The organism is Rathayibacter sp. AY2B3 (assembly GCF_002931755.1).
Lineage (GTDB): Bacteria > Actinomycetota > Actinomycetes > Actinomycetales > Microbacteriaceae > Rathayibacter.
In genome coordinates, this window is record NZ_PSUG01000070.1 from 1 (window position 1) to 11583 (window position 11583).

An 11583-nucleotide genomic window follows, 5' to 3' on the forward strand; every position below is an offset into this window, starting at 1 on the left:
CCGCGCGTGCGCTCTGCAGGCTTCCGTGCGATCTGCAGGCCCGCGTGCGCTCTGCAGGCTCCCGGAGTGCGATCTGCAGGACGCGGTGCGTTGTGCAGGGGGGGTGACCGATCTGCAGGCGGGTGTCCGATCTGCAGGCGGGTGTCCGATCTGCAGGCGGGTGTGCGATCTGCAGGGGATCACAGCTGTCGCCGACGGGCTCCCGCGGAGGAGAGCGCTCTTTTACTCGGAAGTCCTGCAGATCGCACCCGGGGAGCCTGCACAACGCACCGAGTCCTGCAGACGGCACCCGGGGAGCCTGCACAACGCACCGCGTCCTGCAGACCGCACTCCAGGAGCCTGCACAACGCACCGCGTCCTGCAGATCGGTCACCCACCCCCCTGCAGATCGCACGTCGTCCTGCAGATCGCACGCCCCCCTCGCGCCTCAGGACACCGAGTCGGCCGGCTCCTCCATGTACCACTCCGTGAACGAGCGCGCCCGCCCGTCCGGAGCGAAGCGGATCACCCAGAGGTTCAGGTAGGTGCGGTCGCCCGGGTAGACGGTGCGCGCCTCCACCACCGCGGTCTCCTCCGTCAGCGCGACCAGCCCCCACGCGAACGTGGGATCCGCGGGCTCCTCCTCCGCCAGCCACCACTCCACGATCGCGTCGCGCGGAGTGATCGCGTCGCGGTGCGGTGCCGTGAAGTACTCGGCGTCCTCGGTGAACAGCGCCGCCACGTCGGCCGCGTCGTCCGTGGCCCAGGCCTTCTCGTAGCCGGCGATCCAGCTCTCGATGTCGATCATCCGCCCATCCTCGTCCTGCCCGACGCGCGCGGGAAGGAGCGGGAGGGAACAAAGCGGTGACCCCTGCTGTTGAGCCCCGAGCCGGTGGAAAGCAGAGCCGAGCGATACGATCCCGCCGACGACGGCCCGCCCGCCGCCGCGGTCCGGGTGCGCGTCCGCCGCCGACACGAAGGACCGCCGTGCCCGACTCCGACAGACGCTCCCTGACCCGCTCGCCGGACCCGCGCCTCATCACCGCCGTCCTCGCCTTCGCGGGGATGAGCGCCTCCTTCATGCAGACCCTGGTCGTCCCGATCCAGTCCGAGCTGCCGACGCTGCTGGGCGCCGACCGCACCGAGACCGCGTGGGTGATCACCGCCACGCTGCTGAGCGCCTGCATCCTCACCCCGGTCTCCGGTCGGCTCGGCGACCTCTACGGCAAGCGGCGGATGGCCGTGGCCGCGCTGGTCGTGCTCGTGGTCGGCTCGATCGTGTGCGCCTTCGCGGGCGACGTCTGGACCCTGGTCGTGGGCCGGGCCCTTCAGGGAGCTGTGATGGGCGTCATCCCGCTCGGCATCTCGATCCTCCGCGACACCCTCCACCGCGACCGGCTCCCCGGCGCGATCGCCCTGGTCAGCGCGACCCTCGGCATCGGCGGCGCGCTCGGCCTGCCGCTCAGCGCCCTCATCGCGCAGAACACCGACTGGCACGTCCTGTTCTGGATGTCCGCGGGCCTCGGCGTCCTCGACATCGTCCTCGTCCTCCTGGTCGTCCCCGTATCGACGCTGCGCTCGCCCGGCACCTTCGACGTGGTCGGCACGATCGGCCTCGCCATCGGCCTCAGCGGCGTGCTGATCGCGGTCTCGCGCGGCAACGACTCCGGCTGGACCAGCCCCGCGATCCTCGGCTCCGGCCTCGGCGGCATCGCCGTCCTGCTGCTCTGGGGCTGGTACGAGCTGCGGCAGGAGAGCCCGCTCGTCGACCTCCGGGTGGCCGCCCGCCCCGCGGTGCTCTTCACCAACCTCGCCTCCGTGGCGGTCGGGTTCGCGTTCTTCGGCGCCCAGATCACTCTGCCGCAGCGCCTCGAGCTCCCCGCCGCGTCGGGCGTCGGCTTCGGCCTGAGCCTGATCGTGGCGAGCCTCGTCCTCGCGCCGTCGGGCCTGGCGATGATGGCCACATCGCCGCTCGCCGCCCGCCTCTCGGCGCAGTCCGGGCCGCGGCTCGTGCTGATCGCCGGCTCCGCGCTGATCGCGGTCTCGTACCTCCTGATCCTCCCGTTCGGCGGCGAGGTGTGGCAGATCCTGGTGATCAACGCGCTCATCGGCGTCGGCCTGGGCCTCGCCTACGCGGCGATGCCGACGCTGATCATGCACGCGGTCCCCGCCTCCGAGACCGCCGCGGCGAACGGTCTGAACTCGCTGATGCGGACCCTCGGCACGACGCTCTCCTCCGCGGTGACCGCCGGCGTGCTCGCGCAGCTGACCGTGCCGGTCGGCGACCTGCAGCTGCCGAGCTCGCAGGGCTTCGAGACCACGTTCGTGATCGGAGCGATCGGGGCACTGGTCGCCGTCGCCCTCGGCCTGCTCATCCCGCGGGCGCCCCGAGCCGAGGCGCGGCCCGCTCTGCCCTGACCGTTCCGCGCTACCTCGGCTGAGAGCCACCGGCCTCCCCTCCTCGAGGAGGCCCCCCACTCCTGGCTGACGTCGTGCCGGGCGCTACTCGTCCTCGAGCAGCATCCGCTCGATCTGCAGCTCGCGCAGCCGCGTCGACGTCTGCAGGTGCTCGCGCGCGGTCAGCACCAGGCGGCACAGGAGCACCAGCAGGACGATCGCGAGCACCGCGAACGCCGTCACGACGACTCCGTACAGCGCGGTCAGGACTCCCCAGGTCTGGATCATCCCTCGACGCTACGGAGCCGCGTCCGACCCCGCGTCCCCCGCCCGGCGGAGAGCCGAGCCCGCGCGGAGGCCCCGGTGGAGACCCGGGCCTCCGCGGGCGCTCGCGGGGAACCGCCCGGACGCCCCGGCGAAGACCCGAGCCCGCGAGGACGCCCCCGCGCCGGGCTCAGCCCGCGAACGCCCCGCGGTACGCCCGCGCCGGATGCGTCGCCGGCAGCTCGTCCGTCCCGAACAGCTTGCGGCGCAGCGTCCCCTCGGCGTACTCGGTCTGCGCGAGGCCCCGCTCCTGGAGCACCGGCATCACCCGGTCGACGAACTCCTCGTAGCTGCCGGGCAGGATCCAGTTGACGACGTTGATCCCGTCGATCCCTGCGTCGCGCCAGCCCGCCAGGTGGTCGGCGATCTGCTCCGGAGTGCCGACGACCCGTCCGCGCAGCTTCGCCGAGAGCCGGGCCAGATCGCGGACGGTCGGCTCGCGGTCGGGGGAGGCGTCGCGGATCCACTGCAGGTGGCTCTGGCCGGCGTAGGTCTCGATCGCCGAGAGCGGCAGGTCGGGGTCGAGCTTCTCGCCCGTCGCCGGGTCGAAGCCGAGGTTCGAGTGCACGAGGAACGCGTCGGAGGAGAGGTACTCGTCGATCTCGCGCTCGGCCCGGCGCGCCTCCTCCTCCGTGTCGCCGGTGATGAAGGAGAGGCCCAGGTAGAAGGAGGGCGCTCCCGCTCCGCGCCCGGCCGCCGCGGCGAGGGCCCGCGTGTCCTCGATCAGCTCGCGGGTCTTCTCCGGCGACCCCGAGAACACGAACTGCGCCTCCGCGTTCCGCGCGGCGAAGCGCCGGCCCGCGGGGGAGGAGCCGGCCTGGAAGAGCACGGGGGTGCGCTGCGGCGACGGAGCCGAGAGGTGCGGCCCCTGCACGCGGTAGCGCTTCCCGACGTGGTCGATGCGGTGGATGCGCGCCGGATCGGCGAACGAGCCGCTCTTGTCGCGCAGGAGCGCGCCGTCGTCCCACGAGCCCTCCCACAGCTTGTAGACCACGTCGAGGTACTCCTGCGCCCAGACGTAGCGCTCGTCGTGCTCCTCGAGCCGGTCGTAACCGAAGTTGCGGGCCGCGCCGTCCAGAGCGCTGGTGACGATGTTCCAGGCGATCCGCCCCTGCGAGAGGTGGTCGAGGGTCGAGACCTTGCGGGCGAAGTCGAACGGATGCGACTGCAGCACCGAGCTCGTGAACGCGAAGCCGAGGTGCTCGGTGCTCACCGCCAGGGCGGAGAGCAGCACGGCCGGGTCGTTGCTGGGCAGCTGCAGACCCTCCCGGGCGTTGACGTCCCAGTCGCCGTCGGCCGGCCCGTAGAGCCCCGCTACGTCGGCGAAGAACATCGCGTCGAAGCGGCCGCGCTCCAGCGTCCGGGCGAGGTCGATCCAGAGCTGCACGTCGTCGAACTCGTGCTGCCGGGCGTCGGGGTGGCGCCAGAGGCCGTGCTGGATGTGGGAGGCGGTGTTCATGACGAACGCGCAGAAGCGCAGCGGGCGGGGCTCGGAGTTCACGCTCCCAGGCTAGGCCGGGCGCCTCCCACCGGACTCGAACGACTCCGCGCGTAGGGTGTCCGACTGTGGAATCCCGCATCCCCGAACCCGCGCACGCCGTCCCTCCGCTGACGGACGCCGTCGCCGAGGCGCTCGACGCCAGCACCGTCGCCGAGATCCGCGCCCTGCGGGACGATTTCGCGCGGTTCATGCTCCAGTACAAGTTCGGGATGGACGAGATCGTCACGAAGGTGTCGATCCTGCAGGAGGAGTTCCGCGAGCTGCAGGAGTACAACCCGATCGAGCACGTCACGAGCCGCCTCAAGTCGGCCGACAGCCTGATCGAGAAGATCGAGCGCAAGGGCTGCGAGACGACCTTCGAGGGCATCGCCGACGCGATCACCGACATCGCCGGCGTCCGGATCACCTGCAGCTTCGTCTCGGACGTCTACCGCGTCTTCGACCTGCTCACCTCGCAGTCCGACGTGACGGTGCTCGAGGTGAAGGACTACATCGCCGAGCCGAAGGAGAACGGCTACAAAAGTCTGCACGCGATCGTCGAGGTGCCGGTGTTCCTCTCCGGCGGATCGGTCGACGTCTGCGTGGAGGTGCAGTTCCGGACCATCGCGATGGACTTCTGGGCGAGCCTGGAGCACAAGATCTACTACAAGTACGACCGCCAGGTCCCGCAGGAGCTCCTCGACGGCCTCGCCGACGCGGCCCGCACCGCCGCCACCCTCGACGCCGACATGGAGCGCCTCCACCGCCAGGTCCGCGGCCCGCTGCCCGGCGCGCGCACCTACGACGTCTGAGGCGTCGCCGGGTCTCGATACGCCGCTTCGCGGCTACTCGACCACCAGGGAGCCTTGCTGATCGAGTAGCGCGCGCAGCGGGCGTATCGAGATCCGTGTTGTGTCGCTGGTCTCGATACGCCGCTCCGCGGCTACTCGACCACCAGGGCCCGTCGCGGCCGGCGTCCTCGCACCAGGGCCGGCGCCGCCCGCGCGACCACCAGAGAGCCTTGCTGATCGAGTAGCGCGCGCAGCGGGCGTATCGAGATCCCCCCTACGGAGTCAGCAGCGGCAGCAGCGCCAGCAGCAGCACCGCGGAGCCGTTCAGCGTCGCGTGCGAGACGATCGCCGCACCGAGCCGTCCGGTGATCGTCGCGATCCAGCCGTGCGCGAGTCCCGCGGTGACCGTCGTCACGCCGAGTGTCACGATCGTCGCCGGGTTCACCATCTGGTGCCCGTGCAGCAGGGCGAAGACCGCGGTGGACGCCAGGATGCTGAACACCATCGCCCAGATCCGCCGGCCCCGGGTGGGCGGCGCCCACTCCGCGCGCCCGCGCAGCATCCTGTTCCGCACCGCGCGCATCACCACCCCGCGGCAGAGGACCTCCTCCACCACCGGCGCGACCACGACCGGGATGAGGACCGAGCTCAGTACGAACCACAGCGGGTCCGGGTCGATGTCGAGGTTCCCCTGCGCGTCCTGCAGCAGGGGGGCGAAGGCCGCGAGCACGACCAGGATCACGAAGCGCACCGCGAGGCCCAGCCCGATACCGATGGGCACGTCGATCCAGCGGAACCGCAGCCCGAAGTCGGCCGCCATCGTGCCCAGCCCGCGCAGCCGCGACGCGGCGAACGGCACGATCAGCGCGACGAGGTAGCTCGCGAGCGCCCCCGCGAAGGCGAGTCCGGCGGAGTAGGGGAGCACGCCGAACCCGAACAGCAGGATGAGCACGGCCAGCGGCAGGACGATCCCGACGATCGTGAGCACGGCGGTCGGCAGGCCCCAGCGGACCCGGGGATCGGGCAGGTAGAGGAGGGAGGAGTAGGGCGCGTGGACCGAGGGCCGAGGCTCGACCGGCCCGGGCGGCTCCGCCTGCCGCGCGGACCCCGGCTGTGGCGTGGGCGTCGGTCCCGAAGGCGCCGGCCACGAAGGCGCCGGCCAGGACGCCGCCGACCCGGAAGGCGCCCTCGCGGAGTCGGGCGCGAGCGTCGCGGGATCGGGCGGCGGGAAGGCGTCGGGTTCCATGGCCGGGCCAGCCTACGCAGACCGCCTGGATGCGATCCGGGCCGCTCGACGCCGGCCCGCCCACGGATCGGCGGCCACGGCGGAGCATCGCGCCGTTGGGCGTGACGACCCCCGGGTACGAAGAAACCCCCGCCATGTAGAAGCTAGGCGAGGGTTTCCGTGGCTCCGACGGGCGTCGATCCCGTGACCTCACGATTTTCAGTCGTGCGCTCTACCAACTGAGCTACAGAGCCGTTGCGACGTGACGTCGCTGGAGAGGTGATCTCCTGAAAAAGGCCCTTCCTCTCGGAAGGGCCCCTTTGCGACCCTGACGGGACTTGAACCCGCGACCTCCGCCGTGACAGGGCGGCACGCTAACCAACTGCGCTACAGGGCCTCGTTGCGAAGACAAGCATACTGCCTTCGAGGCTGTTCTATTTTCACGCCCCGGCCCTCTCGAGCCGGTGCACTTGCCGGTGGTGCTGGTACTCCTGGTGGTGCTGGCAGTACCGACCCATCCGTGACCCCAACGGGATTCGAACCCGTGCTGCCGCCGTGAAAGGGCGGTGTCCTAGGCCACTAAACGATGGGGCCGGAGACTCGCGGGGCGACCCTGCGGCCGACCCCCCATGACTACCGACACGCAAGCATAGGGGGCCGCGGCGCAGGATGCAAAATCGACGGTTCCGCAGGCGGCGTGCACCCCGTCCGGGGTTGACCCGGGTCTAGGAGATCGGGCAGGGCCGCGGTTAGGGTGGGGCGGAATCGCTCTTCCCACCCACCCGCGCGCCGGAGCCGCACCGCCGCGGAGGGAGGGTCCCCCTATCCCCGAGGTCCCATGCCCCACTCCCTGCGCCGTCCGCGTCCCGCCCGCCTCCCCGGCGCGCCGCGACTCGGGCGACTCCGAGGTGCTGCCCTGGCCTCCGCCGTCGTCGCGCTCGTCGCCGGCCTGCTCGTCGCCACTCCCGCCCAGGCGGTCGAGTACCCGTCCTGGGCCGACGTCGAGGCGGCGAAGGGCGACACGGCCGCCGCCGCCGCTCAGGTCGACCGGATCACGTCCCTGATCGGCGACCTCCAGAGCGAGGTCGCCTCCGCCCAGCAGCTCGCGCAGCAGCGCGGCGACGAGCACTTCGCCGCTCAGCAGGCGTTCGACGAGGCCTCGGACCAGTCGAAGAAGCTCGAGGACCGGGCTGCCGCCAGCGCCGAGGAGGCCGACAAGGCCTCGCAGCAGGCGGGCCTGCTCGCCGCGCAGCTCTACCGCAGCACCGGCACCGACCTGTCCGTCAACATCTTCCTCGACCAGAAGACCGGCCAGGCCGACCAGCTGCTGTCGAAGATCGGGAGCATGACCAAGCTGGTCGAGCGATCCTCCGCGATCTACGAGCAGGCCAGCACCGCCCGCAACACCGCGTCCTCCCTCGCCGACCAGGCCGAGGTCGCGCAGACCGAGCGCGAGCGCCTCCGCGTCGCCGCGGAGCAGAAGCTCGCCGAGGCGACCGCCGCCCAGGAGGCGTCCGAGGCCGCGCTCGCCGAGCAGCAGGAGCAGAGCGTCGTGCTCGAGCAGCAGCTCGCCGCGCTCCGCGACACCGAGTCGAAGACCGTGGCCGACTACGAGGCCGGCGTCGCCGCTCGCGAGGCCGAGCGCCTCCGCAAGCTCGCGGAGGAGGAGGCCGCTCGTCAGGCCGCCGCCCAGGCCGAGGCCGCGCGCCGCGAGGCCGCCCGGGCCGCAGCCGCGTCCAGCGGTGGCGGCGGCGGCGGATACGTCGCCCCCTCGGGCGGCGGCGGCTCCAGCGCCGTCAGCGACTCCGGCTGGGTCCGCCCCGCCGGGGGCCGCGTCACCGGCACCTTCGGCCCGCGCGACAGCATCTCGACCGGCGGAGGATCCTCCGGCTCGTACCACCGCGGCACCGACCTCGCGGGCGGCTGCGGCATCCCGATCTTCGCGGCGCACAGCGGGACCGTCTCCTACGCGGGCCCCAACGGCACCTACGGCAACTGGGTGCTGATCGACCACGGCAGCGGCATCAGCACCGGCTACGCCCACATCATGTCCGGCGGGATCTACGTCCGCGTCGGCCAGCAGGTCCAGGCCGGCGAGCAGATCGCCGCCGTCGGCTCGACGGGCGCCTCCACCGGCTGCCACCTGCACTTCGAGACCCGCGTCAACGGCTCCGCCGTCGACGCCCAACCGTTCATGGCCCAACGAGGAGTCACCCTTGGCTGACGCACAGACGACCGCACGCACCTTCACCCCGGCACCCCGGGAGCGCGCCTGGAAGGGCCGCCTCCCGCTCGTCATCTCCGCCGCCTTCGCGGTCACGGCGGTCACCGCGTCCCTCGGCATCACCCCGGCCCTCGCCGACGACGCGAAGTACCCCTCGTGGGACGACGTGCAGAACGCCAAGAAGGACGAGGCGAGCAAGCAGGCCGAGATCGACTCGATCACCGGCCTCATCACGAGCCTGCAGACCGCGGTCGACGAGAAGTCGATCACCGCGATGAAGAAGGCCGAGGCCTGGCGCCAGGCCAAGGAGGCGCTCGACGCCGCTGCGGAGGCCGTTGCCGACCTCGAGGAGAAGGCGACCACCGCCTCCGTCAAGGCCCAGACCTCGAAGATGCGCGCGGGCCTGCTCGCCGCGCACCTCTCGCGCGCGGCCGGCGGCGACCTCTCCGCCAGCCTCGTGGCCAAGGGCGAGGACGCAGGAGACCTGCTCTACCAGCTCGGCGCGATGTCGCAGCTCTCGGAGCAGTCGCAGAAGGTCTACGCCGACGCCCTCGCCGACAAGCAGAACGCGGAGTCGCTCGGCGACCAGGCCGACCGCGCCGTCACCGAGCACCAGGCGCTCTCGGACGAGGCCGACGCCGCCCGCAAGGACGCCGACGCCGCCGCCGAGTCCGCTCGCGCGTCGCTCTCGGCGCAGGAGGAGAAGTCGCAGGAGCTGGTCGCCCAGCTCGCGCTGCTGAAGGACTCCTCGGTCGAGGTCGAGACCCAGTACCTCGCGGGGGAGCAGAAGCGCCAGGCCGACGAGGCCGCCGCTCAGGCGCAGGCCGAGGCGGAGGCCGCCGCGCAGGCGCAGTCCACCGCCCGCTCCGCCCAGCAGCAGTCCTCGGCTCCCGCCGCCGCCCCCTCGCGCCAGACCGCGTCCCTCCCGCAGCCCGCCGCTCCGCAGCTCGCGCAGCAGCAGCCCGCTCCGGCTCCGGCTCCGGCCCAGCCCGCTGCGCAGCCGGTCGCCCAGCCGGCGGCTCAGCCGCTCCCGCAGCCGGTCACCGCTCCGGTCCTGGTGCCGACCAGTGGCGCCGTCGAGAACGCGATCTCGTACGCGATGGCGCAGCTCGGCGAGGAGTACGTCCTCGGCGGCATGGGCCCGGACCAGTGGGACTGCTCGGGCCTCACCAAGGCGTCGTACGCCTCCTCGGGCATCTACATCGGCACCCACTCGGCGACGAACCAGTACAACACCATGGCCGGCGCCGGCAAGCTCGTCCCCTACAGCCAGCGCCAGCGCGGCGACCTGATCTTCTGGGGCGGCGGCGGGGACTACTACCACGTGGCCATCTACCTCGGGAACAACCAGATCATCGAGGCCGCCGACTACGGCAAGCCCGTGCGCATCTGGAACACCTGGGGCACGCCCGCCGGCATGGTCGGCCGCCCGGCCGCCTGAGCCGCGGCCGCACCGCGCAACGAGAGAACCCCCTCCTGTCGAGACGACGGGAGGGGGTTCCTTCGTTGGTGCGGGAGGTCAGTGACCCTCTTCGGCCAGCTTCTTGATGCCGTCCTGGACGATCTGCTCCGCCTCGGCGGCGTCTCCCCACGCGTCGACCTTGACCCACTTGCCGGGCTCGAGGTCCTTGTAGCGCTCGAAGAAGTGCTTGATCTCGTTCTTCGTCTGCTCCGGGACGTCGCCGATGTCCTGGATGTGCTGCCAGCGCGGGTCCTTCGCGGGGACCACGATCACCTTCGCGTCGGAGCCGGCCTCGTCGCTCATGTTGAGCACGCCGACCGGGCGGACGGAGACGCCCACGCCCGGGAAGACGGGGTACTCGAGCAGCACCAGCGCGTCGACGGGGTCGCCGTCGAGGCCGAGGGTGTTCTCGAAGTACCCGTAGTCCGTCGGGTAGACGAAGGAGGTGAAGAGCACGCGGTCGAGGTAGACGCGACCGGTCTCGTGGTCGACCTCGTACTTGTTGCGGCTCCCCTTGGGGATCTCGACGACGACGTCGTATGCGGCCATGCTCTCTCCTTGAGTCGGTGGCGCCGTGAGCGGCGCATCGGCGGACGGATTCGGCCTCCGGAACGCTCGCGCGGGTGCGCGCGCGGGAGGGGCGGATCGCTGGCATTACGTTACTTGATGTGCCCGATCGCCCCCGCCTGACCCCCGCCGTCGCCGATCTGCGGCGGGCGGTGCGCGAGAGCCTCGACGAGCTCGACCCCGGAGCGCTCGTGCTGGTCGCGCTGAGCGGGGGAGCGGACTCGCTCGCGCTCGCGGCGGCGGTCGCCTTCGAGGCCCCGCGGGGCGGGAGGCGGGCCGGCGCGGTGATCGTCGACCACGGGCTGCAGGAGGCGTCGGCCGAGGTCGCGCGGCGGGCGGGGGAGCAGGCGCACGCGCTGGGGCTCGCGCCGGTGCTGCGCGAGGTGGTGACGGTGTCCGCCGAGGGCGGTCCGGAGGCGGCCGCCCGCAGCGCGCGCTACCGCGCCTTCGACGACGCGCTCACCGCGACGGGCGCCGCCGCGATCCTCCTGGGCCACACCCTCGACGACCAGGCCGAGACGGTGCTGCTGGGGCTGGCCCGCGGAGCCGGTGCCGCCTCGCTGCACGGGATGGCGCCGGTCAGCGGACCGCTGCGGCGGCCGCTCCTGGGCCTGCGCCGCGAGACGACCCGCCTCGCCTGCTCCGACCAGGGGCTCGTGCCGTGGGACGACCCGCACAACGACGACCCCCGCTACTCGCGGGTCCGGGTGCGGAACCGCGTGCTGCCGGTGCTCGAGGACGAGCTCGGGCCGGGAGTGGCGCAGGCTCTGGCGCGCACCGCCGAGCAGCTGAGGGAGGACGGGGACGCGCTCGACGCGCTCGCCCTCGACTGGGCGCTCGAGCTGGTGGGCCAGGACGAGGCGGGGCACGTCACGGTCGACGCGCGGGGGCTCGCCGCGGACCCGCCGGCGCTGCGGCAGCGGATCATCCGCCTGGTCGTGGCGAACGAGTTCGGAGTCGCACTCTCGCGCTCGCAGACGCTGGCGGTCGCCGCGCTGGTCACCGACTGGCACGGCCAGAAGGGCGTCGACCTCCCCGGCGTCCTCGCCACCCGCCGCGGCACCACCCTGGTCTTCGCCCCCGCCGCGCGACCTCGGCCGACGCCTCCTGCAGCCCGTGGTCGACGATCACCGC

The 11583-nt window shown here is 72.4% G+C and carries 10 protein-coding genes and 3 tRNA genes; 5 read left to right on the top strand and 8 right to left on the bottom strand.

Annotation, left to right across the window (positions count from 1 at the left end; translation table 11 throughout):
• Positions 1 to 427: 427 nt before the first annotated feature.
• Positions 428 to 787, bottom strand: coding sequence for a nuclear transport factor 2 family protein (locus C5C24_RS16675; protein ID WP_104255526.1), 360 nt, complete (start codon positions 785 to 787; stop codon positions 428 to 430).
• Between the two features lie 179 nt (positions 788 to 966).
• On the opposite strand from C5C24_RS16675, the gene C5C24_RS16680 reads away from it, so the two are divergent.
• Complete coding sequence (locus C5C24_RS16680) at positions 967 to 2397, top strand: MFS transporter (protein WP_258065346.1); 1431 nt, start codon at positions 967 to 969, stop codon at positions 2395 to 2397.
• Positions 2398 to 2481: 84 nt separating this feature from the next.
• On the opposite strand, the gene C5C24_RS16685 is transcribed toward C5C24_RS16680, so the two are convergent.
• Positions 2482 to 2664: a hypothetical protein gene (locus C5C24_RS16685; protein ID WP_104305500.1), complete on the bottom strand. Its 183-nt coding sequence runs from the start codon at positions 2662 to 2664 to the stop codon at positions 2482 to 2484.
• 166 nt (positions 2665 to 2830) lie between these two features.
• Positions 2831 to 4159 (bottom strand): NtaA/DmoA family FMN-dependent monooxygenase, encoded by a 1329-nt coding sequence (locus C5C24_RS16690; RefSeq protein WP_104305504.1) that lies wholly within the window; start codon positions 4157 to 4159, stop codon positions 2831 to 2833.
• Positions 4160 to 4389: 230 nt separating this feature from the next.
• Between C5C24_RS16690 and C5C24_RS16695 the strand changes: the two genes are divergently transcribed.
• Positions 4390 to 4992 carry a GTP pyrophosphokinase family protein gene (locus C5C24_RS16695; protein ID WP_104234325.1) on the top strand — a complete coding sequence of 201 codons (603 nt, stop codon included), beginning with the start codon at positions 4390 to 4392 and terminating at the stop codon, positions 4990 to 4992.
• Between the two features lie 253 nt (positions 4993 to 5245).
• On the opposite strand, the gene C5C24_RS16700 is transcribed toward C5C24_RS16695, so the two are convergent.
• The 4 genes from C5C24_RS16700 to C5C24_RS16715 form a co-directional block, all read right to left on the bottom strand.
• A complete protein-coding gene (locus tag C5C24_RS16700; protein ID WP_104305501.1) occupies positions 5246 to 5959 on the bottom strand; it encodes a type II CAAX prenyl endopeptidase Rce1 family protein in 714 nt (237 codons plus the stop codon).
• Between the two features lie 418 nt (positions 5960 to 6377).
• A tRNA-Phe gene (locus C5C24_RS16705) sits at positions 6378 to 6450 on the bottom strand.
• Positions 6451 to 6519: 69 nt separating this feature from the next.
• A tRNA-Asp gene (locus tag C5C24_RS16710) sits at positions 6520 to 6593 on the bottom strand.
• A gap of 124 nt (positions 6594 to 6717) precedes the next feature.
• Positions 6718 to 6790 (bottom strand) — tRNA-Glu (locus tag C5C24_RS16715).
• A gap of 244 nt (positions 6791 to 7034) precedes the next feature.
• On the opposite strand from C5C24_RS16715, the gene C5C24_RS16720 reads away from it, so the two are divergent.
• Positions 7035 to 8420, top strand: a complete 1386-nt coding sequence (locus tag C5C24_RS16720; RefSeq protein ID WP_104277186.1) for a peptidoglycan DD-metalloendopeptidase family protein — start codon at positions 7035 to 7037, stop codon at positions 8418 to 8420.
• Positions 8413 to 9861, top strand: coding sequence for a C40 family peptidase (locus C5C24_RS16725; RefSeq protein WP_258065347.1), 1449 nt, complete (start codon positions 8413 to 8415; stop codon positions 9859 to 9861). The genes C5C24_RS16720 and C5C24_RS16725 overlap by 8 nt, the downstream gene beginning before the upstream one ends.
• A 78-nt stretch (positions 9862 to 9939) precedes the next feature.
• Here C5C24_RS16725 and ppa read toward each other — a convergent pair whose 3' ends face one another.
• A complete protein-coding gene (gene ppa / locus C5C24_RS16730; protein ID WP_068255683.1) occupies positions 9940 to 10431 on the bottom strand; it encodes an inorganic diphosphatase in 492 nt (163 codons plus the stop codon).
• 158 nt (positions 10432 to 10589) lie between these two features.
• Between ppa and tilS the strand changes: the two genes are divergently transcribed.
• The coding region (gene tilS / locus C5C24_RS16735; RefSeq protein ID WP_374955334.1) for a tRNA lysidine(34) synthetase TilS at positions 10590 to 11583 on the top strand (994 nt) is incomplete at its 3' end.

What these genes read in the sequence shown, in the direction of transcription:
- C5C24_RS16675 (WP_104255526.1), bottom strand. Translation starts at nt 787, where the DNA reads ATGATCGACATCGAGAGCTGGATCGCCGGCTACGAGAAGGCCTGGGCC.
- C5C24_RS16685 (WP_104305500.1), bottom strand. Translation starts at nt 2,664, where the DNA reads ATGATCCAGACCTGGGGAGTCCTGACCGCGCTGTACGGAGTCGTCGTG.
- C5C24_RS16690 (WP_104305504.1), bottom strand. Translation starts at nt 4,159, where the DNA reads ATGAACACCGCCTCCCACATCCAGCACGGCCTCTGGCGCCACCCCGAC.
- C5C24_RS16695 (WP_104234325.1), top strand. Translation starts at nt 4,390, where the DNA reads ATGCTCCAGTACAAGTTCGGGATGGACGAGATCGTCACGAAGGTGTCG.
- C5C24_RS16720 (WP_104277186.1), top strand. Translation starts at nt 7,035, where the DNA reads ATGCCCCACTCCCTGCGCCGTCCGCGTCCCGCCCGCCTCCCCGGCGCG.
- ppa (WP_068255683.1), bottom strand. Translation starts at nt 10,431, where the DNA reads ATGGCCGCATACGACGTCGTCGTCGAGATCCCCAAGGGGAGCCGCAAC.